This is a genomic window from Stenotrophomonas sp. PUT21, from assembly GCF_052232875.1.
Classification (GTDB): domain Bacteria; phylum Pseudomonadota; class Gammaproteobacteria; order Xanthomonadales; family Xanthomonadaceae; genus Stenotrophomonas; species Stenotrophomonas maltophilia_N.
On sequence record NZ_CP197645.1, the window covers coordinates 3638754 to 3660604 of the forward strand.

General features: G+C 66.9%; 19 protein-coding genes. 9 read left to right on the plus strand and 10 right to left on the minus strand.

The features are described 5' to 3' along the window. Positions 1-5: 5 nt before the first annotated feature. Both hmgA and hppD read right to left on the minus strand, forming a co-directional pair. Positions 6-1307, minus strand: a complete 1302-nt coding sequence (gene hmgA, locus ACTT2I_RS16405) for a homogentisate 1,2-dioxygenase (protein WP_421098842.1) — start codon at positions 1305-1307, stop codon at positions 6-8. 119 nt (positions 1308-1426) lie between these two features. Beyond that, positions 1427-2497, minus strand: coding sequence for a 4-hydroxyphenylpyruvate dioxygenase (hppD, locus tag ACTT2I_RS16410; protein ID WP_421099394.1), 1071 nt, complete (start codon positions 2495-2497; stop codon positions 1427-1429). 172 nt (positions 2498-2669) lie between these two features. Between hppD and ACTT2I_RS16415 the strand changes: the two genes are divergently transcribed. Further along, the gene (locus tag ACTT2I_RS16415) at positions 2670-3158 is read left to right on the plus strand and encodes a MarR family winged helix-turn-helix transcriptional regulator (RefSeq protein WP_088433561.1); all 489 of its coding nucleotides are present in this window, start codon (positions 2670-2672) and stop codon (positions 3156-3158) included. A 31-nt stretch (positions 3159-3189) separates the two neighbouring features. Here ACTT2I_RS16415 and ACTT2I_RS16420 read toward each other — a convergent pair whose 3' ends face one another. From ACTT2I_RS16420 to ACTT2I_RS16440, 5 genes are all read right to left on the minus strand, one after another. After that, positions 3190-4338, minus strand: a complete 1149-nt coding sequence (locus tag ACTT2I_RS16420; RefSeq protein WP_421098841.1) for a hypothetical protein — start codon at positions 4336-4338, stop codon at positions 3190-3192. Positions 4339-4458: 120 nt separating this feature from the next. Continuing rightward, positions 4459-5067: a thioredoxin family protein gene (locus ACTT2I_RS16425; protein ID WP_421588827.1), complete on the minus strand. Its 609-nt coding sequence runs from the start codon at positions 5065-5067 to the stop codon at positions 4459-4461. An 8-nt stretch (positions 5068-5075) separates the two neighbouring features. Continuing rightward, positions 5076-6578 (minus strand): peptide MFS transporter, encoded by a 1503-nt coding sequence (locus tag ACTT2I_RS16430; RefSeq protein ID WP_088433558.1) that lies wholly within the window; start codon positions 6576-6578, stop codon positions 5076-5078. A gap of 243 nt (positions 6579-6821) precedes the next feature. After that, positions 6822-7700, minus strand: a complete 879-nt coding sequence (locus ACTT2I_RS16435; protein ID WP_443096700.1) for a tryptophan 2,3-dioxygenase — start codon at positions 7698-7700, stop codon at positions 6822-6824. Between the two features lie 71 nt (positions 7701-7771). Further along, the gene (locus ACTT2I_RS16440) at positions 7772-8410 is read right to left on the minus strand and encodes an NAD-dependent dehydratase (RefSeq protein ID WP_421098838.1); all 639 of its coding nucleotides are present in this window, start codon (positions 8408-8410) and stop codon (positions 7772-7774) included. Positions 8411-8543: 133 nt separating this feature from the next. Between ACTT2I_RS16440 and ACTT2I_RS16445 the strand changes: the two genes are divergently transcribed. From ACTT2I_RS16445 to ACTT2I_RS16455, 3 genes are read left to right on the plus strand one after another with little or no spacing between them, the layout of a single operon-like run. Then, positions 8544-10106 carry a diguanylate cyclase gene (locus tag ACTT2I_RS16445; protein ID WP_421098837.1) on the plus strand — a complete coding sequence of 521 codons (1563 nt, stop codon included), beginning with the start codon at positions 8544-8546 and terminating at the stop codon, positions 10104-10106. A gap of 45 nt (positions 10107-10151) precedes the next feature. Then, a complete protein-coding gene (locus tag ACTT2I_RS16450; protein ID WP_421098836.1) occupies positions 10152-10682 on the plus strand; it encodes an RNA polymerase sigma factor in 531 nt (176 codons plus the stop codon). A gap of 10 nt (positions 10683-10692) precedes the next feature. Then, positions 10693-11352 (plus strand): hypothetical protein, encoded by a 660-nt coding sequence (locus tag ACTT2I_RS16455; protein ID WP_293979862.1) that lies wholly within the window; start codon positions 10693-10695, stop codon positions 11350-11352. 12 nt (positions 11353-11364) lie between these two features. Here the strand turns inward: ACTT2I_RS16455 and ACTT2I_RS16460 are convergent, their stop codons facing one another. Beyond that, positions 11365-12276: a DUF808 domain-containing protein gene (locus tag ACTT2I_RS16460; protein WP_088433552.1), complete on the minus strand. Its 912-nt coding sequence runs from the start codon at positions 12274-12276 to the stop codon at positions 11365-11367. Positions 12277-12457: 181 nt separating this feature from the next. On the opposite strand from ACTT2I_RS16460, the gene ACTT2I_RS16465 reads away from it, so the two are divergent. Further along, complete coding sequence (locus ACTT2I_RS16465) at positions 12458-14098, plus strand: ABC1 kinase family protein (protein ID WP_172407541.1); 1641 nt, start codon at positions 12458-12460, stop codon at positions 14096-14098. A 284-nt stretch (positions 14099-14382) separates the two neighbouring features. Continuing rightward, positions 14383-16485 carry a phosphoglycerol transferase I gene (locus ACTT2I_RS16470; RefSeq protein ID WP_088433550.1) on the plus strand — a complete coding sequence of 701 codons (2103 nt, stop codon included), beginning with the start codon at positions 14383-14385 and terminating at the stop codon, positions 16483-16485. A 35-nt stretch (positions 16486-16520) separates the two neighbouring features. Here ACTT2I_RS16470 and ACTT2I_RS16475 read toward each other — a convergent pair whose 3' ends face one another. Beyond that, on the minus strand, positions 16521-18926 hold the full coding sequence (locus ACTT2I_RS16475) for a DUF3772 domain-containing protein (protein WP_421099393.1): 2406 nt from the start codon (positions 18924-18926) through the stop codon (positions 16521-16523). 127 nt (positions 18927-19053) lie between these two features. Continuing rightward, positions 19054-19302, minus strand: a complete 249-nt coding sequence (locus ACTT2I_RS16480; RefSeq protein WP_088433844.1) for a hypothetical protein — start codon at positions 19300-19302, stop codon at positions 19054-19056. 183 nt (positions 19303-19485) lie between these two features. Between ACTT2I_RS16480 and ACTT2I_RS16485 the strand changes: the two genes are divergently transcribed. The 3 genes from ACTT2I_RS16485 to ACTT2I_RS16495 all read left to right on the plus strand — a co-directional run bounded on the left by ACTT2I_RS16485 (position 19486) and on the right by ACTT2I_RS16495 (position 21804). Beyond that, positions 19486-19980 carry a lipocalin family protein gene (locus ACTT2I_RS16485; protein WP_293981496.1) on the plus strand — a complete coding sequence of 165 codons (495 nt, stop codon included), beginning with the start codon at positions 19486-19488 and terminating at the stop codon, positions 19978-19980. Between the two features lie 7 nt (positions 19981-19987). After that, entirely contained in the window at positions 19988-21199 is a 1212-nt protein-coding gene (locus ACTT2I_RS16490; RefSeq protein WP_421098835.1) for an NAD(P)/FAD-dependent oxidoreductase, read from the plus strand. 98 nt (positions 21200-21297) lie between these two features. Continuing rightward, positions 21298-21804, plus strand: a complete 507-nt coding sequence (locus tag ACTT2I_RS16495) for a hypothetical protein (protein ID WP_088433546.1) — start codon at positions 21298-21300, stop codon at positions 21802-21804. Positions 21805-21851: the final 47 nt, after the last annotated feature.

Consider the following 21851-nt stretch of genomic DNA (forward strand, 5'->3'; position numbering starts at 1 on the left):
GCTGCTTACCCCGAGAAATTCGCCTTCAGGCCCTGCCAGCACTGCTGGTACCCACGCTGGCGGTGCACCGCGTCCATCGCCTGGGCGGTGGGGCGGATCACGCCGCGGGTTTCGAACATGAAGGCCATGGTGTCCTTGATCACGTCCGGCTTGCTCAGGTCGGCAGCGGAGGCTTTCTCGAAGGTCGCCGCGTCCGGGCCGTGGCCGCTCATGCAGTTGTGCAGCGAGGCGCCGCCGGGCACGAAGCCTTCGGCCTTCGCGTCGTAGGCACCGTGGATCAGGCCCATGAACTCGCTGGCGATGTTGCGGTGGAACCACGGCGGGCGGAACGTGTTCTGCGCGACCAGCCAGCGCGGCGGGAAGATCGCGAAATCCATGTTGCTGGTCCCCGGCGTGTCGCTGGGCGAATGCAGCACGAGGAAGATCGAGGGATCGGGATGGTCGTGGCTGATCGAGCCGATCGTGTTGAAGCGGCGCAGATCGTAGCGGTACGGCGCATAGTTGCCGTGCCAGGCGACCACGTCCAGCGGGGAATGGTCGATATCCGCACGCCACAGTTGACCATCGAACTTGGCGATCAGTTCGAACGCGCCATCGACGTTCTCGAACGCGGCATGCGGGGTTTCGAAGTCGCGCGGATTGGCCAGGCCGTTGGAGCCGATCGGGCCCAGGTCCGGCAGCTTGAGCAGCGCGCCGAAGTTCTCGCAGACGTAGCCGCGTGCGTCGCCATCGGGCAGTTCGACACGGAAACGTACGCCGCGTGGAATCACCGCGATCTGCTGCGGTTCGATCTCGATCACGCCCATTTCAGTGAGCAGGCGCAGGCGGCCGAGCTGCGGGACGATCAGCAGCTCGCCATCGGCGTTGTAGAAATAGCGGCCCTGCATGTCGCGGTTGGCGGCATACAGGTGGATGCCCACGCCATGGTGGGCGTCGGGCGAGCCGTTGCCCCCCATCGTGTACATCCCCTCGATGAAATCGGTGGGCGTGGTTGGCAGCGGCAACGGATCCCAGCGCAGCTGGTTGGGTGAGACCGCCCCTTGGGCGACGTCACCGCGCAGGTGTGGCTGGGCAAAGGGAGTGAATTCGCCGTGGGTCACCGCCGGGCGGATGCGGTACACCCAGCTGCGGCGGTTGCTGCCGCGCGGCGCAGTGAATGCGGTGCCGGAAAGCTGCTCGGCATACAGGCCATGGGCGACCCGCTGCGGCGAGTTCTGCCCCACCGGCAGCGCACCGGGCACCGCCTCGGTGGCGAACTCGTTGCCGAAACCGGTCTGATAGCCGCGCGATGACATCGGGTTGTTCATGGTCCTGCTCCGCCGGAGGCGTGGATGGCAAGGGAATACAGCCGATGGCACCCGCGCGGACGCGGAGGCCATCGTTGCAGCGTAACGCGGGCGGCTGCCGGTGCGTTACAGCGCGCGTCTTACAGCACGCCGCGCTTCATCTGGTCGCGTTCGATGCTTTCAAACAGCGCGGTGAAGTTGCCTTCGCCGAAACCTTCGTTGCCCTTGCGCTGGATGATCTCGAAGAAGATCGGGCCGATGCAGTTGGTGGTGAAGATCTGCAGCAGCTTGCGCTGCTTGGTCTCCGGGTCGGCATCGATCAGGATCTTGTTCTTCGCCAGGCGGGCCACGTCTTCACCGTGGTTGGGCACGCGCATGTCGATCACGTCGAAATACGTGTCCGGCGTATCCAGGAACTCCACGCCCTGGGCGCGCATCGCTTCCACGGTGTCGTAGATGTTCTCGGTGAAGCAGGCGATGTGCTGGATGCCCTCGCCCTTGTAGGCGTCGAGGTATTCGTTGATCTGGCTCTTCGGATCGGACGATTCGTTGAGCGGGATGCGCACGATGCCGTCCGGGGCGGTCATCGCCTTGGACACCAGGCCGGTCTTGAGGCCCTTGATGTCGAAGTAGCGGATCTCGCGGAAGTTGAACAGCCGTTCGTAGTAATCCGACCACTGCTGCATGTTGCCGAAATACAGGTTGTGGGTCAGGTGATCGATGAAGGTCAGCCCGAAGCCCTTCGGGCGCTGGTCGACGCCTTCGATCGGCGCGTAATCGGTATCGAACATGCTGCCGTGGGCGCCGTAACGGTCGACCAGGTACAGCATGCAGTCGCCGATGCCCTTGATGATCGGGGCCGCGACGGCGCGGGTCTCGGGCTTGAAGTCGATCGCTTCGGCGCCATTGCCCAGGGCCATCTGGTAGACCTCATCGCCCGGCTTCTTGAAGCGGATGGCGAAACCGCAGGCGCACGGGCCATGCTTCTCGGCGAAGTCCGAGGCGAACGACTCCGGCTCTTCGTTGACCAGGAAATTCACGTCGCCCTGGCGATAGACCGTGATCGCACGCTGCTTGTGGCGCAGCACGGCGGTGAAGCCCATCTTGCGGAAATAGTCGTGCAGTTCCGCGCCACGGCCGGCCGGGGCGGCGAACTCGACGAACTCGAAACCATCGATGCCCATCGGGTTTTCGAAGGTGGTGACCTGCATGCCCGGATCGGGTGCGAAGGACGCGGTGCTCGTTTGGCTGGTCATGCTGTGGCTCCAAAGCAGTCCGCATCGGAAAAAACCAGGTGCGGTAGGAAGGCAGACCCGCGAGAATGCGGAGTCCGGAACGTAGGTTATAGTTTCACATGAAACCACCATCAAGGTGCACCGCAGCATGAGCCCGCCCGATCCCAGCAGTCACAGCATCCGCGCATCGCACGCCCTGCTCGATCTGGAGCAGTTCCTGCCCTACCGGCTGAGCGTTCTGTCCAACCGCGTCAGCGGCAACATCGCCAAGCTGTATGGGGACCGTTATGGCCTGGCGATCCCCGAGTGGCGGGTGATCACGGTTCTGGCGCTGTACCCGGGCTCATCGGCCAGCGAGGTGTCCGATCGCACCGCGATGGACAAGGTCGCGGTCAGCCGCGCCGTAGCCAGACTGCTCGAACGGGGCTTCATCAAGCGTGAAACCCATGGCGACGACCGCCGCCGCTCGGTGCTGGCGCTGTCGGCCGCCGGGTTCGAGGTATACGAGACCATCGCCCCGCTGGTGATCGACATCACCCGCAAGCTGATGTCCGTGCTCAGCGAGGACGAAGAGCAGATGCTGGAAACGCTGATCCTGCGCCTGGCCGGCGAAGGCCTGCAGCGGATGGACGAGTAGCCGACGAGCGTGGGTCGTTGGCGCACGCGCCTCAGCTCAGGTGCTTGCGCCGCGCATGCACCCAGGGCGCGGCCAGCGCGCCGATCGCACCACCGGCGAACCCCAGCGAGGCCGCCACGGCGGCCGCTTCGATCGCCCCCGGCAGGGCCAGCACGGCAACCACCAGCAGCAGCGATGGCAACCCGATGAAGGTGGCCATGAAGTAACGCCAGCGCGGTGACCACGTACCGACCTGGAGCAGGCTGACCGGCATCCAGGCTTCGCCGGAGGCGTCCTGGGCAACCTTTGCCGCCACCTTGCCCAGGTCCGCTTCGACCGGCCCCTTGCCACCCCGCGCGGCGGCCAGCATCGCCGCCACCTCGTCGACCGCCGGGAAGCTGGTCGGCCAGGTCTGCGGAGCATTGACGCCATAGGCGGTCAGCAGCGGCACGCTGATCCACGGCGCCAGCAGCGGGCGCACCTTGCGACGATCCAGCACGCACCAGATCTGGGTCACCCCGTGCGCGGTCACGCTGTACAGCGCCAGCTGCGCCGCCGCCGGGTAAGGCAGCAGGTGCACGCGCGCGGCCATGCTGTCGTAGCCCATCTCACGCAGGAAGCCCGGGCGGGTGCGGCCTTCGTGCGCCCAGGCCAGGCCGAGCGCGCCGACCAGGTAGGCCTCGGCAGGATCCTTGGCGCCGGCGCTGGCGCGATCATCGCTGGCCAGGAAGAACGCCAGCGATCTGGGTTCTTCGACGTCGTGCTGGTCCCAGCGGCCGGCATCACCCAGCACGTGTTTGAGCGGCAGGCGCGCCGGGGCGGTTTCGTCCTTGCTGGCGTTCTGCAGGAACGGCACCACGCTCAGCACGAAGCCCTGCAGGTCCACCCCGCGCAGGCCGCTGCCCTGCCACTCGGCCGGCATCAGGCCGGGCAGTCTGCCCTGGCGTGCCAGCGCGTCCAGCTGCGCCTTCTGCTCGACCAGCTTCTGCACGGCGGCCTTGAGCAGCACGTTGTCGGGCACCGAGACCATCGGCAGGCGGTAGCGGATCGCACCCGGTGCCGGCGTCTCGCCCTCGGCCTCGCCATCGAACGCGTCCGGTGCGGTCTGGTCGTCCAGCAGCACATCGACCGGCGGCAGGCTCACGCCGGCCGGCGCATCGAGGGAAACATCGGTGGTGGTGTCACTGGTGCCCGGCTGCATGCGTCCAATTCCGTCGGTTGCCCGCCACGAACAGCGCGGCATGAGGTCCTTGGGGGTAGCGGCAGAGTGGCGCGGAAATTGAGGGCAAAAAAAAGGCCGCGGAATCCGCGGCCCTGTCGATCACGACGCCTTCGGTGGCGCCCATTGCTTCATGAAGGCGAAGAAGCGGCCACGGTCGTAGCCCTTCTTCTGCCCCTTGTCCGCTTCCAGCTCACCGGTGAACTGCGAGTGCAGCAGTTTGCCATCGGCATCGAGCACGAACAGGTGCGGGTAGCCCTTTACTGCCGGGAACTGGGACAGGAACGCCGCGTTCTCGTTGTCTTCGCTGTAGTTGACCTTCATCCAGACGTAGTTCGCATCGCGGAAGCTGCGGATCTCCGCATCCCCTTCGATGAACCCGTCCATCAGATGGCACCACGGGCACCACTCACCGCCCACATCCAGGATGATCCGCTTGCCGCCGCGCTGGGCCTCGACCTTGGCCGTGGCCAGATCGGCGACCGGGTCGCGTGCGGGATCGAACTGGGCGTTGAGCGCGGCGATCGCGGCGATATCCGCCGCGGCCGGGGTGTTGCCCGAGGCCACCGGTGCGCCGGGATCGGCGACCGGGGCCTTCTGCTCGGACGTATCCAGCGGCTGCGCGGGCGCAGCGGTAGGCGCCAACGACGGCGAACAGGCGGCCAGCAGGCCGGCCACGATCATCGACATTCCCGCCGCTTTCATGCGCATCGCAGACCTCACTTGACGCCGTGCATCAGCTTGTTGATCAGCGGCGCGACCAGGAACAGGACCACGCCGGAACCAATCAACGCCCAGAAGCCGAAGGTGTAGCCCTTCAAGGCCGATTCCACGGTCATGCCGCCTTCGCCGCTGACCACGCCGGCAAAGATGCCGGACATGTTGTTGCCGATGCCGGTGGACAGGAACCAGCCGCCCATGCCGAAGCCGACCAGGCGCACCGGGGCCAGCTTGGTCACCATCGACAGACCGATCGGCGACAGGCACAGCTCACCGATGGACTGGATGACGTAGACCATGAACAGGGTCCAGAACGGGATCTTGCCGTCCACGACCATGCTCGACAGCGCCACCATCAGCAGCGCGAACGCCGCACCGTTGAACAGCAGGCCCAGGCCGAACTTGCGCGGGATCGACGGGTTGGCGCGGCCCAGCTTGATCCAGATCCAGGCAATGATCGGCGCCAGGGTGATGATCGCCACCGAGTTGACCGACTGGAACCAGGCGGTCGGGAATTCCCAGCCGCCGAGGTTGCGGTTGACGATGTTGTCGGCCAGGAAGGTGAACGAGCTGCCGGCCTGTTCGAAGAACATCCAGAACATCACGTTGAAGGTGAAGATGATCAGCATCGCGATCACGCGGTCGCGCTGGACCTTGCCTTCGCGGATGCCTTCGACCAGCAGCAGGATCGCCAGCGCGATGAACATCACGCCCAGGATCCAGGCCAGTGCGGTGGCACCGGTGGAGAGCAGGAAGAAGGCGACCGGGATCGCCACGATCGCACCGATGAACACCATCACGATGCGGCCATAGCCTTCGGCACCGGCCGGCGGGGCGCCGATGCCCTTCAGGCCGGCACGGCCAACGTAGAACCAGGCCAGGCTGATCAGCATGCCGATGCCCGAGGCGATGAAGACCATCTTGTAGGACGGCATCGCCTTGGTACCGAACACGCTCTCGGCCAGGTACTGGGTCAGCACCGGGGCGATCATCGCGCCGATGTTGATGCCCATGTAGAAGATGGTGAAGCCCGAGTCGCGGCGCTCATCCTTCAGGCCGTACAGCTTGCCGACCATGGTCGAGATGTTCGGCTTGAACAGACCGTTGCCGATGATGATCGTGGCCAGGCCCAGCTCGAAGATCTCCTTGTTGGGCATGGCGACCATGAACAGGCCGGCGGCCATGATCACCGCGCCGGTCAGGATCGAACGCTGGTAGCCCAGCACCCGGTCGGCGACGTAGCCACCGAAGATCGCGGCGGCGTAGACCAGCGCCAGGTAGGCGCCGTAGGTCCGGCTGGCCGCGGCCTGGCCGGCCGAATCACCGTCGAAGAACTGCGCGACGATGTACAGCACCAGGGCCCAGCGGATCCCGTAGAACGCGAAGCGTTCCCAGAATTCGGTCATGAACAGCATCCACAACGGGCGCGGATGGCCCAGCGTGGTCTTGAACTCCGGCAACGCCGGATCGGGAACGGATTTCGCGGCGGCGTCTACGCTCATGCGGGATTCCTGGGTTCGGTGGAAGACATGCACGTCCGATGTGCGAAGGCAGCGCGGGAGAATCCCAGACCAACCACGTTCACGTCAAATACACGCTGATGTGTGCCGCTGGCAGCATGGTCGCTGAACTTGCATCTACAACTTCCGGCCAACGCCCGGCAGCGCAGCAACGGCGGGGCCTGCCGCACCGTACGGCGGATGGGGCAGGTAAATATGAATAGGCTTATTGCGGTCGGTGCCGGCTCAGGCGTCCGGCGGCATCGGGTCGTCGTTGCGGATCGTGGTGCGCACCTGGAACAGCTCCGGGAAGAAGGTCAGCTCCAGCGCCTGGCGCAGGAAGCCGACCCCGCTGGAGCCGCCGGTGCCGCGCTTGAAGCCGATCACCCGCATCACGGTGCGCATGTGGCGGAAGCGCCACAGCTGGAAGGCGGTTTCCAGATCGACCAGGTCCTCGCACAGTGCGTACTCGCGCCAGAACCGGTCGGTGTTCTGGTAGATCCGCTCGAACACCGGGTGCAGCGCATCGTCGGCCACGTGGGGCTGCTGCCAGTCGCGGCCCTGGTAGCCGGACGGCACCGGATGGCCGAAGCGGGCCAGGTAGCGCAGGAATTCCTCGTACAGGCTGGGGGCATCCAGTACCTCCTGCAGCTGGGCCTGGCCGGCCGGGTCGTGCGAGAACACCTGCAGCATCTGCGCGTTCTTGTTGCCCAGCAGGAACTCGATGTAGCGGTACTGCAGGGACTGGAAGCCCGAGGACGGGCCCAGCACATCGCGGAAGCCCATGTACTCCGAGGGGGTCAGCGTCTCCAGCACCGACCACTGCTCGGTGAGCTGGCGCAGCACCTGCTTGCTGCGCGCCAGCACCTTGCGGCACTGCCAGACCTCGTCGCGCTGCAGGAACCCGATCGCCGCGCGCAGCTCGTGCGCCAGCAGCTTCAGCCACAGCTCGGAGGTCTGGTGCTGGATGATGAACAGCATTTCGTCATGGTGCGGCGGGTTGGACAGCGGCTGCTGGGCCGACAGCAGCTGGTCCAGGCGCAGGTAGCCGCCGTAGGTCAGCCGCCCCTCCAGATCGGTGTGGATACCGGCTTCGAGATCGCGTTGGTTCTTGTCGACGGACATGGCAGGGACCGCTAAAGGGGCTGAAAGGGTAGCGCAGTGACCGGGTCGCCGCGCATCCGGCCGTCAGCGGCTCAGCGCTCCGCCAGATCGGCCGAACCCACGATCCTGACGCCGGGCGTGGGCACCAGCGCCGCCTCGACCAGCGCGGCGGCGATGTTCCCGGCCGGATTGATCCGCCAGGCGCGCGGCAGGAGCGGACCGAGCACGCCCAGCACCACACTGGCCAGATGCTCGCCGGTACGCCGTTCGGCACGCTCGCCCCCGATCAGCCCGGGGCGGACCAGGGTCAGCGAGGGGTAGCCCAGTGCACGCAGGTCCTGCTCCAGCCGCCCTTTGACCTGGTTGTAGAAGATCCGCGAGCCCGCATCCGCGCCCATTGCCGAGTTCAATGCGAAGGCATGCGCGCCATGGGCGCGTGCAAGCCGTGCCACCGCCAGCGGAAAATCATGGTCGACCCGTGCGAACGCTTCCTGGCTGCCGGCCTGTTTGATCGTGGTACCGAGCGCGCAGATCACGGCATCCACCGCCCACCAGTCGGCCTGGGCCGGCAACTGCGCGAAGTCCACCACCGGGTTGAGCAGCGCTGCATCCGTGGTATCCAGCGCGCGGCGGGTCGGGGCGATCACCGCATCGCAACGCGGGTCGTCCAGCAGTTGCCGCAGCACATGACCACCGACCAGTCCGGTCGCACCCACCAGCATCACCTTCATCGCACTCTCCTGCCGTCGCCGTGCTTACCATCCTGCCATGCATGACCGGTTCAAGGCCGGCCCCGCTGCGCCGATACTGTTCCCACCTCTCCACCGCGCCGGCCTCCGGCCGTGCCCTGCAAGGATCTGCCGCATGACGGACCCGCACGACACTCCCCCCAGCCCCGGCACCGCCGTCGGGCGGCTGCTGTCGCGGCGGCAGAGCGTGGGCACCGGGGTGGACGCCGCCGGCGAACCGGCCCCGGGGCCCAAAGGCGGCAGCAGCGCGATGCTGCAGCGGCTGTTCGCCGGCATCGATGCGCCCGAGCCGCTGCTGGCCGCGTTCGCCAATGGCATGTCCACCCTGCCCGGCGAACTGGGCGACATGGGCCTGCGCCTGCAGTCGGCGCAGCGCAGTGCCGACTGGGTCAGCTACGGCCGCGCGATGCGCCAGCTGATCGACAAGTACATCCGCACCATCGAGCAGGAAACGCCCGACGGCCAGCCCGACAGCCTGCGCCTGCGCGAGCTGCTGCGGCATACCGTCGGGGTGACCGTGGCCAGCCTGCTGCAGAACATGCCCGAGCTGCGCGAGGAGCCGGTGCAGCTGGCCGGTGAACTGCGCCACTGGCATCCGGGCCAGCCGCTGCAGCCGATCGAACAGCGCCTGCGCGAGCTCTCGCACCAGATCGGCGTGCGCAGCGATGGCTGGCAGGAGCAGCAGGAGCTGCTGCTGAGTCTGTTCGATCTGCTGTTGGACAATATCAGCGAGCTGCTCGATGACAGCAGCTGGCTGCACGGCCAGGTCCACGCGGTGCGTTCGCTGATCGGCGGCCCGCTGGACCGCGATTCGGTCGAACAGGCGCGCGCCAACCTGCGCGAGGTGATCTACAAGCAAGGGCTGCTCAAGCAGGGCATCGTCGAATCCAAAGCGGCGATGAAGAACGTCATGGGTGGCTTCATCGAACGCCTGGACGGCATGGCCGTGAGCACCGGCGAATACCATGACCGGATCAGCAGCTACGCGCTGGCGCTGAAGGAAGCCCGCAGCATCGCCGACCTCAACCAGCTGCTGCAGGACGTGCTGCAGGACACCGGGCGCGTGCAGGATCAGGCCCTGCAGGCGCGCGATCACCTGGGCAATGCGCGCCGCGAAGTGGAACAGGCCGAACAGCGCATCGCCGAACTGGAGCAGGAGCTGCGCGAGGTGTCCGGGTTGATCCGCACCGATCCGCTGACCGGCGCGCTCAACCGCCGCGGTCTGGACGAGCTGCTGGAACGCGAACTGTCGCGCGCCGCCCGCCACGGCCATCCCTTGGCGCTGGCCCTGCTGGATCTGGACGATTTCCACCAGACCAATACCCTGCACGGCCATGCCGGTGGCGATGCGGTCCTTCGCCACCTGGTGGGTGTCTGCCAGCTGCACCTGCGCAGCAGCGATGCCATCGCCCGGCTGGGTGGCGATGAGTTCGTCCTGCTGCTGCCGGAAACGCCGGCGGCGGACAGTATGTCCACCCTGCTGCGGTTGCAGCGCTCGTTGGCGCAGCGGCCGCTGCCGCTGGACGAACAGCGCGTGCCGGTGCATTTCAGTGCCGGGCTGGCGCAGTGGCAACCGGGCGAGCCAGCCGAGGCGCTGCTGCGGCGCGCCGATGCCTCGCTGTATGCGGCCAAGCGGGTCGGCAAGAACCGCGTCCTGGCGGCCGAGCCGCCGCGCTGAGCCCGCGCCTGTGATATTCCGCGCAGCGGCGCGAATCACCCGGGTATGGACATGACACGGCCCGGTACCGACACCGATCTGCGCCCGCGCTTCGCCGCGCTGCTGGAGCAGCACCGCGGCATCGTGCTGAAGGTGGCGCGCGGCTATTGCCGCCACCCCGAGGATAGGCTCGATCTGGTCCAGGAGATCAGCGTGCAGGCGTGGGCGGCGTTCGAGGATTTCGACCCGGCACGGGCGCGCTTTTCCACCTGGCTGTACCGGCTCGCGCTCAACGTGGCGATCTCGCAATGGCGCCGCCAGCAGCATCGGCAGCGCCACCACGCGCCGCTGGACGACGCGCTGCCCGCCGCCACCGCCGACGAGCGCGCGCCGCCCGAGCAGCGCCACGCCCTGCACCAGCTGGAGGTCGCCATCCATGCGCTGCCGCCGCTGGACCGCGCCCTGATGCTGCTGCACCTGGACGATCACGACCACCGGCAGATCGCCGAGGTGCTGGGCATCAGCGTCGCCAACGTCTCCACCCGCCTGCACCGCCTGCGCCAGCAGCTGCGTACGCGCCTGAACCCCACCGACTGAGAGCCCCGCCATGCAACCGGATGACCTCAAGCACCTGTGGAACAGCGTCGGCACCCCCACCGATGCGCAGGAAACCTTCGCGCTGGAGGCGTGGCGCAGCCATCGGCAACGCAGCGTTGAACGCCAGCTCGGCCTCTTCAGCCTGTGGCAGGGACTGCAACTGGTGGCCTGGCTGGCGTTGGCGGTCTACTGCGGCAGCCAATGGTGGCAGCAGCCACCGCTGGCGGTGATGCTCAGTGCGTTGGCGCTGCATGCGTATTGCATCGCCGTGATCATCGCCAGCATCACCCGGCTGCATCGCCGCCGGCAGTTGCAGCCGACGCAGACCGTGGTCGAGCAATCGCGACAGCTGGCCGCGCTGCGCCGGCACACCGCACTGACCGAACTGCTGCTCGGCCTGCCCTGGTGCTGGCTGTGGCTGGCGGTACCGGTGCTGGTGGCCTGGCAGGCCTGGGGCGTGGATCTGGGCACCTTCGCGGCGCCGTGGCTGCTGGCCTCGCTGGCGGCAGGGGCGCTGGCCATGCTGGCCGCGTTGATTCTTGCGCGTCGCTGGGTCCAGCGCGCACCGGGCTCGCCGTGGCTGCAGCGGGCGATCGATGCGCTGTCCGGCCGCCGGCTGGCCCGCGCCCGCGCCGAGCTGGAGGCCCTGCGCGGCTGGGAGCCGGCCTGACGCGCGTGCCCCTCAGTGCGCGGGCTTGGCCCCGCGCAGCTTCTGGAACCCGGTCACCGCCGCCAAGACCACCGCGCCGATCACCACCCCGACGATCACGTTGCCCAAGGCGTTGATCAACCAGCCCCAGCTGCCGTCACCGCCCATCTCCAGGATGGCGTGGTGCAGCGGCGCGATGCTGTGCACCAGGATGCCGCCGCCGACCAGGAACATGGCCGCGGTGCCGGCCACCGAGAGGAACTTCATCAGCCACGGTGCAGCGACCAGCAGCCCACGGCCGACCGCGGCCAGCGCCGCGCCCTTGCGCGACAGGTACAGGCCCAGATCGTCCAGCTTGACGATGCCGGCGACCAGACCGTAGACGAACACCGTCATCGCCAGCGCGATCACCACCAGCGCGCTGACCTGGTTGAGGAACGGTGCGCTGGAAACCACGCCCAGCGACAGCACGATGATCTCCGCCGACAGAATGAAGTCGGTGCGGATCGCGCCCTTCACCTTGTCCTTCTCCCACGCGACCATGTCCACCTTCTCGTCGGCCAGGGCCTTGGCCCGCTCGGCCTTGCGCTGCGCATCCTCGTCGCGCGAATGCAGGAAGCGGTGTGCCAGCTTCTCCACGCCCTCGTAGCAGAGGAACGCGCCGCCGATCATCATCAGCGGGGTGATCGCCCAGGGCAGCCAGGCGCTGATCGCCAGCGCGGCCGGCACCAGGATCGCCTTGTTGACCAGCGAGCCCTTGGCCACGGCCCAGACCACCGGCAGCTCGCGGTTGGCACTGACCCCGGTCACCTGCTGCGCGTTCAGCGCGAGGTCGTCGCCGAGCACGCCGGCGGTTTTCTTGGCCGCCACCTTGGTCAGCACCGACACATCGTCCAGCAGGGACGCAATGTCATCGAGCAACGCGAACAGACTGGCACCGGCCATGGTGGATCCAAAGGAGGAAGCGGGAGCGCCGATTCTGACCGATCCGAGCCCTGTCGCGGTAGCGGGTGCGGATTCACCAGTCCACCACTGCCACCCGGCCACACTGCCGGTGATCGTCGCCCCGGAGTCCTGCTTGAATACCACGCCCGTCGTCCCCGGTTCGCCGTCGCTGGTCAAGGGCATGAACCGCCGCAGCCAGATTCTGCGCCTGCTGTTGCGCTACCGTAATTCCGGCGTGTTTTCCGGCATGAACCTGGACGCAGGCGCGGTCCACGATGTGCCACCGGAGGGCAACCCGGAGCAGTTCGTCACCGACCTGGAGTCGCTGGGGCCGACCTTCGTCAAGCTGGGCCAGATGCTCTCCACCCGCCCGGACATGGTGCCGGTGGAGTTCGCCACGGCCCTGGAGCGCATGCAGGAGAACGTCGCGCCGATCCCGGTCGAGCGCGTCGCGGCGATCATCGAAAAGGAACTGGGCGCGTCGGTATCCAAGCTGTTCGCCAGCTTCGACCCGGTGCCACTGGGCTGCGCCTCGATCGCCCAGGTGCACCGCGCCGAGCTTCACGATGGCCGCCAGGTGGCGGTCAAGGTGCAGAAGCCGGAGGTCGCCGCGCAGCTGCGCTCGGATCTGGAGGTGCTGCGCAGCTTCGCGCTGGCCGCCGATCATCTCACCCAGGTCGGCCGTCGCGTGCGCCTGCGCGACTGGCTCAATGAGTTCGCCAAAACCCTGATGCAGGAGCTGGACTACCAGGCCGAGGCCGAGAACCTGCAGCGCTTCGGCCAGCACCTCAAGCCGTTCAAGCCGCTGTGGGTGCCGCAGCCGATCTGGGATTACTGCAGCCACCGCGTGCTGACCATGGAGCTGGCGCAGGGCGTGCGCGTGGACATGATCCCCGATGTGCGCCGCACCGAGCAGCCGATGGCACCGCTGGCCGCGGCGTTGATCCGCGGCTATGTCGACCAGATCTTCGTGCATGGGGAGATCCATGCCGACCCGCATCCGGGCAACCTGCGCGTCACCCCGGCCGGGCGCCTGGCGATCTTCGACCTGGGCATGGTCGCGCACATGCCGCCGCGCCTGCGCGAGCGCCTGCTGAAACTGCTGTTCGCCGCAGTGGACGGGCGCGGTGAAGAAGTCGCCGATGAAATCATCGGCATCAGCACGCGGCTGGAGTTCTTCGATGAGGAGCGCTATCTGCGCGAGACCGGGCAGATCATCGCGCGGTATGCCGCCAACAGCAGCTTCTCCGAGGGCCGGGTGGTGCTGGACCTGGTCCGCATCGCCACCGCCAGCGGCCTGCGCACCCCGCCGGAGCTGAGCCTGCTGGGCAAAGCGCTGTTGAATCTGGAAACCGTGTGCCGGCTGCTGTCGCCGGACCTGGATACCCGGCGCATCGTGGAGAAACAGCTGCAGCATGTGATGCGTGCGCGCCTGAAGAAATCGCTGTCGGCCGCCAACCTCGCCAGCGAGGCGATGGAGATGCAGCAACTGCTGCGCGATGGGCCGCGCAAGATGACCGACATCCTCGCGCTGCTCGCCGAGAACCGCCTGCAGATGAAGGTCACCGGGCTGGAAGAATCACGCCTGATGGAAAACCTGCAGAAGATCGCCAACCGCGTCTCTGCCGGCATCGTCACCGCCGCCCTGATTCTTGCCGCGGCGATGATGATGAAGGTCGATACCGGCTGGCATCTGTTCGGTTATCCCGCCATCGCGTTCACCTTGATGTTGATCGGCGTGTTCCTCGGATTGGGCATCATCCTCAGTGCGCTGATCTTCGATCGTCGTGCGCGCTCGAAGGAAGAGCGCGGGCACCGCTGACGCACCTGCCGCGCGTACCACGCATTCAGACACAACGGAAAACACCACGGATAACGCACGATGCACTGCAGCATCGTGCGCCCTTCTTCACGCGTGTTTTACGTCGCATATCGCAGTGCGATGCGTGTGTACGAATGTCGTTTTCAACAAACATTTCAGTCAGGTTCGTGCAGGCATGATCGAGTCATCGGCTTGTCATGCATGTGTGGTTGGGACAGCCGGTCGGATGGGACATACGTCGTCATGACGTCCATCACCACCTGTCTCCACTGCCAAAAGTGCTTATGCTCTGGATCCTGCTGCTGTCTCTGTTGCTGCTCGCCTGGCTGTTCCTCGCATCTGACAAATGGGTGTGGTGGAAGGCAAGCCTGATGTCATTGCTGCTGCTGACCCTCAGTGCGTGGTGGTTGATCAACAAGCTGTCCGGTGATGGTCTCAATGCCGCCACCCTGTACCACCTCGGTGCGGACATGGAAGGCGCCGGCATCGCCGATTTCAAGCACTACATCGCCGGCTTCATCGCACTGGCCCTGCTCTCGTTGTCCCCGCTGCTGCTGGCCCGCTTCCGTCGTCGGGATCGCCGGGCACATGGCAAGGCGGTGTTCGCCGGCTTCATGGCGATGTGGTTCGTCGCGATCGTGGTCAGCCCGCTCTACAGCGATGGCCAGCGCCTGTACCAGCAGATGCGCCCGGTCGACTACAGCATGGTCAAGGCCGAGTACCGCGTGCCACAGCAGCCGCTGACCAAGCCGCGCAACATCGTGTGGATTTACGGTGAAAGCCTGGAACGCACCTATCTCAATGAAACCACCTTCCCGGACCTGATGCCCAATATCAACCGGCTGGCCGCGCAGTCGCTGGACGTGCGCGGGCTGGTCTCGGCCGAGGGGGGTGGCTGGACCATCGCCGGGCTGGTCTCCTCGATGTGCGGCGTGCCGCTGACCACCGCCAAGGAAGATGAGAACAGCATGGGCCGCATGGGCAGCTTCCTGCCCGAAGCGGTCTGCCTGGGCGATTACCTCAAGCAGCAGGGCTACACCAATCACTACCTGGGCGGCGCCAACGGCCAGTTCGCCGGCAAGGGCCAGTTCCTGGCCACGCATGGCTTCGATACCGTGGACGACCTGGCCTGGTTCAAGAAGCAGAAGATCACCCGCGCGCACTTCTCGCCGTGGGGCGTGCATGACGATGTGCTGCTGGACAAGGCGTACGACCGCTTCGTGCAGCTCTCGCGCAAGGGCGAACCGTTCATGCTCACCACGCTGACCATGGACACCCATCATCCCGCCGGTCACCTGCCCGTGGCCTGCAAGGGCACCCGTTACCAGAGCGAGCACGGCAACATCGGCATGCTCAACGCACTCAAGTGCACGGACGGGCTGATCGCCAAGCTGGTTGATCGCATCCAGGCCAGCCCGTACGGCGAGGACACCCTGATCGTGATCGCCTCCGATCACCTGGCCATGCCGAACGATCTGAGCCATATCCTGGCCAAGCAGGACCGCGAGAACCTGCTGCTGTTCCTGGGCAAGGACATCGCCCCGCGCCAGTTGACCGCTCCGGCCGGCTCGACGCTGGACTCGGGCGCGACCCTGCTGAGCCTGATCGACCCGGCCATCGATTCGATCGGTTTCGGCCGCTCGCTGCTGCATCCGGAGCGCTCGGACAGTGCCAGCGCCGCGGTGTTCCGCGACAACGGCAAGGACTACCCGCGCTACCTCGCGTTCTCGCGCTCGCTGTGGCTGGGCGACAAAACCCGCCAGCTGCGCATCGATGACGACAACCAGGTGGTGATCGGCCTGCAGCATGTGCAGCCGCCGGTGCTGCTGGAGTACGACAAGCATTGGGATCTGAAGTCGGTCTACCTGGAGAACACCTCCAAGCAGTTCGATCTGGCCGACCCGTCCAATACGCTGGCCTACGTGGACCGCTGCACTGCGTTCGAAGACGGCTCGGCCGATGGCGACTGGTGCGCGATGCTGGTCAACCAGGACAAGGGCATCAAGCTGTTCCGCGATGACCAGCTGCGCGGTGGCGTGGCGGTGGATGGCCCGCTGGATCCATTCAACGGCCCGCGCCCGAGCATCCGCCAGGCGCACATGATCACGCAGAAGGGCCGCCGCACCCGCGCCGGCCAGTACATGGTGCAGCTGGTGACCAAGCAGTCACCCGACCGCGGCTTCTGGATCGAAGCGGTCTCCTCGCAGCGCAAGGTGGTGGTGGCCCAGCAGTGGGTGCAGCCCGATGCCGAGGGCCGCATCAACCTGAGCTTCGGCCTGGACCATGAGGTCGATGATCTGGAAGTGCGCGCCTGGTTGAACCACGCCGAGAAGCTGGCCGTGGATACCTTCGCGCTGGTGCCCTCGCGCCGCGGGAACCGCGGCTGACGGCCGGTGCCGACCATGGGCCGGCACCGGCTTCTTTACGCGTCCGGGTCCGGCTTGGCGGCCGGATCGCGCACCAGATGGATATCCGTCGGCGCCGACAGCGCGATCCCGGCAGCGGCAAACCTCTGCAGCATCGTGAAGTACAGTTCGCTGCGTGCGCCGTATACCGCACGCGGGCCCGACACGTAGGCGAAGCTGTTGATCGCGATCTGCCCATTGGCGATCGAATCGATGAACACCGACGGCGCCGGATCACTCAGCACGCCTGGGTGATCGGTGTACGCATCCAGCAGGATCTGCCGCAATGCGGCCACGTCGGTGTTCAACGGCACCGAGAACTGGATCTGGATCCGGCCCTGCGCGTTGCCCATCGTCATGTTGCGGATGGTCTTGGTGATCAGCTCGGAGTTCGGCACGATCAAGGTCGACTTGTCGCCCACCTGGATCTCGGTCGAGCGAACGCTGATCCGCTTGATGTCGCCTTCCTGGTCGCCCAGCTTGACCCAATCGCCGATCTTGACCGGCCGCTCGGCCAGCAGGATCAGGCCGGAGACGAAGTTCTGGGTGATCGCCTGCAGGCCGAAACCGATACCCACCGACAGTGCGCTGACCACCAGCGCCAGTTTCTCGAAGCCGATCCCCAGCGCGGTCAGGCCCCACAGCACCGCGGCGATGATGCCGAGGTAGCGGGTGACGGTGCTGATCGAGTTGCGCGCACCGGCGTCCAGTTCGGTCTTGGGCAGGTAGGTGTCGCTCAGCCAGCGCTGGAACGCCTGCATGACCGCCCATACCACCAGGAACACCAGCACCGCGTACATCACGGTGCTCGGCCTGAGGGTGGTCTCGCCGATCTTCAGCCCGCCGGACAGCGAATCCAGCCCACCAAGGAAGGCGTTGAGGTTGCCGAACGGTGCCGCCAGCGCCAGCAGACCGAGCAGGATCACACCGACACGCAGCACCGCCGACAGCAGCACGCCGGCCTGCTCCACCCGCGCCTCGCTCAGCCCGGTGGTCAACACGATGGTCTGCCCGGCACGGCTGCTGGGCGCCAGGGCCCAGGTGGCCAGGTCATCGGCGAACTTGAGCAACAGCGAGACGGCCATCAGCACCACTGCGCCCCAGACCAGTTGCTGGGCGACGAACAGCGCGAAGTTGAGATAGCCCAGCAGGGTGGCGATCACCGCCGCTGCCACGGCGATGTGGCCGGCCAGGCGGGCGAGCACGATCCAGCCGCTGCGACGGGGTGCGCCGCGTACCTTGCCATCGCCACCGGCGCGGGGATCGGCACGCGCTTCGGCTTCGGCAGCTTCGGCCGCCTGGCGGTTGTGCATGCGCGCCAGCGAGACCAGGATCGCGATGATCAGCCCCATGTAGGTCAGCGCGATCAGCCCGTCCACGGCGACCGTGGTCACCTCGCTGGTGCGTGCCGCACGGTCCAGGGCAACCAGCATGATGCTCAGCCAGGTCAGGCCGGCCGCGCCCCAGGCGTACTTGCGCAGGCGCCAGGCCGCGCTGTCATCCAGCGACAGCAGCCGCCACGACGGCCGCTTGGGCACCAGCAGGCAGGCACTGAGCGCAGCGATGAAGGCCGCCACGAAGGTGGCCACCTCGAAGGTCTCGGCCACCGACTGCAGACGCGCCGGGATCGCCCCGATCGCATCCAGTGATTCGATCAGCGCAACCGCGGCCAGGCCGGGCAGCAGCGTGCCGACCAGCAGCAGCCAGACCGCCAGCCCGGAGCGGCGCAGCCGTCCATCCGGTGCACGCTCGGAGGCGGCGAAGCGCCGGCCCAGCGCGCGCAGCCACAGCCGCAGCGGGAAGAACATCACCAGGGCCACGCCCAGGCCGATCAGCGGCGCGGTCCAGCCGTGCCTGGCGATCGCCTTGCGCGCGGTGTCCACGCCCATGTGGTACAGGATGGCCAGGCGATCCACATCAGCCGGCACATCCTTGGCGAAGCTGCGCCACAACGCGGGCGACAACGGCGAGGCGACTTTGCGGGTCAGCTGCTCGCTGAACTGGGTGACCCGCATCTTCTCGATGCGCTCGCCGAGCTGCTTGGCATCCACCGAAAGCAGTTTGGCGCGGGCGATCTGCGCGTTGATGTCGGCCTTCTGCTGGTTCAGCGCCTTGCGCTGCCGGCTGACTTCCGGCGGCTCGACGGTGCCTTCGGCCACCTCGCCGAGCTGGGACAGGCGCGCGTCCACCTGCTTGAGCAGCGGGTCCAGCGCACTCTGCAGGCCGTCCGCATCACGCTGGACGGCCAGGGCGCGGTCGGACAGCGTCTTGAGGGTTTCTGTGGTGGCCGCATCCTCCAGGTCGTCACTGATGGACCGGAAGGTCTTTTCGGCCTGGACCAGCTGCTTGGCAGGGTCCGGATCCGGATCGCCAGCCTGGGCCAGCGCGATCGGCGCGGCCCCCAGCCAGGCCAACAACAGCAGCCACGACAACGACCGCACCACACACGAAGAATGACGAAGCGACACGCCAGCACCAACGGTTCGCGCGGACCACCGCGCCTGCCCGCGACTATAAACCGGGCCCCGTTCAGAACAGGTATGCGGCCGCTCAGTACTTCAGGCGGAGCTCTTCGACCTGCGGCTGCAGGCGGGCGTACCAGTCCTGGAACTCTTCTTCGGTGATCTCTTCGGGCGCGTAGACTGCGATCTCGTCCCAGGCGTGATCGGTCGGCAGCGGCTGCCGCGGCCCGGCGCGCAGGGTGTAGGTCACCCCGTCATGGTCGACCACATCATCGGCCGTCTCCCGTTGTTGGCGGGCAAAGCCGGTTTCGCTCTTGAGCAGAATCACCTGGTACATCCGCATCTCCATCGCTGTTGAAAGAAGCGCTCATGGCGCTCCGCCCCAGCATAGCGCCGCCCACCCGGCCGCAGCATGACGCATCGACAACGCAGCGTTCTCGACCCCGTACTCGCCCCGGCTTCACCCGGCCGTGGCAGCAGGCCCGGCATCGTGGGGTCGCATTCCCACCAGCCGTTGCCCATGACCACACATCCCGACCTGAAAACCGTTCCCGACCTCAAGCTGCCGCGTTACCTGGGCACCTGGTACGAGATCGCCCGCCTGCCGATGAAGCACGAGCCGGAAGGCTGCACCGATGTGTCCGCGCATTACAGCCTGAAAGACAACGGCCATGTCGCCGTGGTCAACCGCTGCCGCATGGGCAACGAGATCGAGGAAGCCGAGGGTGAAGCCTGCCCGGTCGACAACGACACCGCGCGGCTGGAGGTCAGCTTCCTGCCCAAAGGCCTGCGCTGGCTGCCCTTCACCAAGGGCGACTACTGGGTGATCCAGATCGCGCCGGATTACAGCGTTTCGCTGGTCGGCAGCCCGGACCGCAAGTTCCTCTGGCTGCTCTCGCGTACCCCCACGCTCGACCGCACCACCCAGGAACACTACCTGGCGCAGGCGCGCCTGCAGGGCTTCGACCTGACCGAGCTGATCCAGACCCCGCATACCGGCCACCCCACCGCTTGAGGCTGCAATGGATCTGAAGAGCGGTTACCCGTTCTGGGCCGTGCGCAACGGCCTGATGCATGCGTTTCCACCGCTGGAAAACGATCTGAACTGCGAGGTGCTGGTGGTCGGTGGCGGTATCAGCGGTGCGCTGATCGCCGACGAGCTGTGTGCGCACGGCCATGATGTGGCGCTGATCGAACAGCGCGACATCGGCTGGGGCAGCACGGCGGCCAGCACCGCGCTGCTGCAGTATGAGATCGACACCCACCTGATCGACCTCGCCCAACGCTACGGTGAGGACGCCGCCGTGCAGGCCTACCAGGCCTGTGCCGATGCGATTCCGGCCATCTGCGCGGTGGCCGCGCCGTTCCGCGATGTGGACTGCCACCGCATGGCCAGCCTGTACTACGCGAGCAAGCGCGGGCATCGGGCCGTACTGGCCGAAGAGTGCGCGCTGCGTGCCAAGCACGGCTTCGAGGTGCGCTGGCTGGACAGCGAGGCGGTCGGGGACGAGTACGGCATCCGGGCGCCCGGGGCGATCCTCAGCGCGCTGGCGGCACGCATCGATCCGTACCGGCTGACCTATCGCCTGCTGATGCGGCTGCACACGCGCGGCTGCGGGGTCTACGACCGCACCGTGCTCGATACCCTCACGCCCACCCCGCGCGGCGTCACCGCCACCACCCTGGGCGGCGCACGCATCCGCGCCCGCCACGTGGTGCTGGCCACCGGCTATGCCGGACAGCGCTGGCTGAAGCCCTCGGTGGCGCGCAACCGCAGCAGCTACGCGTTCATCACCGACCCGATCCACCCGGATCTGCTCGGCCCGCTGCGCGAGACGATGGCCTGGGAATCGGCGCGGCCCTATCTTTACCTGCGCAGTACCGGCGACAACCGGCTGCTGATCGGCGGCGAAGACGACGCCATCGATCTCCCGGCGCGGCGCGACCGGCGTGTGGAGAGCAAGACCGGCAAGCTGCTCAAGAAGACCGCCAAGCTGTTCCCGCACCTGCCGCTGCAGCCGGCGTTCTCCTGGGGGGGCACCTTCGCCGAGACCCACGATGGCCTGCCCTTCTTCGGTCCGCACCCACAGTGGGGGCCGCGGGTGCTGTTCGCTATGGCCTACGGCGGCAACGGGATCACCTACTCCATGATCGGCGCCGGGCTGCTGCGGGCGCGGATCGAACGCCGCCGGCATCCGCTGGCCGAGCTGTTCGGATTTGACCGGTTGGGCTGAGTTCCCCTTGCAACGCACGCTATGACAGGCATCATTCAAACTACGGCTGCTAGCGTCAGCGCTGTCGGCCGTCCCGCCTGTCCGCTCCGGAGCCTCTCATGATCCGCCTGCTTCCCCTGCTGCTGTGCCTGTCCCTGCCCGGTGTGGCGCTGGCCCAGTCTGCTGCAGGCGCCACCGGCCCGCAGTCCGCCACCGGACTGGACCTGAGCATCCCGGACGCGCCGCTGCAGTACCTGAGCGATCAGTCCCTGCGCGGCGATCCGCCCGGCACCTTCTACGGCGACCGCACCGGCCGGCGCTCCACCGACCGGGCCGCCAATGGCATTGCCCATGTGACCGACGACAAGCTGCGGGTCAACGGCAGCTTCACCACCGGCATCGGCTATTCCGAGAATTACGGCAACAGCCATTACAACGCGGCCGAGCTCAATCTGAGCAAGAACTACACCACCGATGAGGGCAACACCCGCAACGTCAACGTCAACATCCGGGTGAGCGAGGGCAAGGGCCCCGGCTTCTTCGGTCCGTATGGCTATGACGGCTTCGGGGGTTACGGAGGTTACGGGCGTGGCCCGGGCTACTGGGATTACCCGGCGCGCTGGTAAGCGCTGCCGCCCCCAGGTACTTGTGAGGACGGCCGGGGAAACCCGGC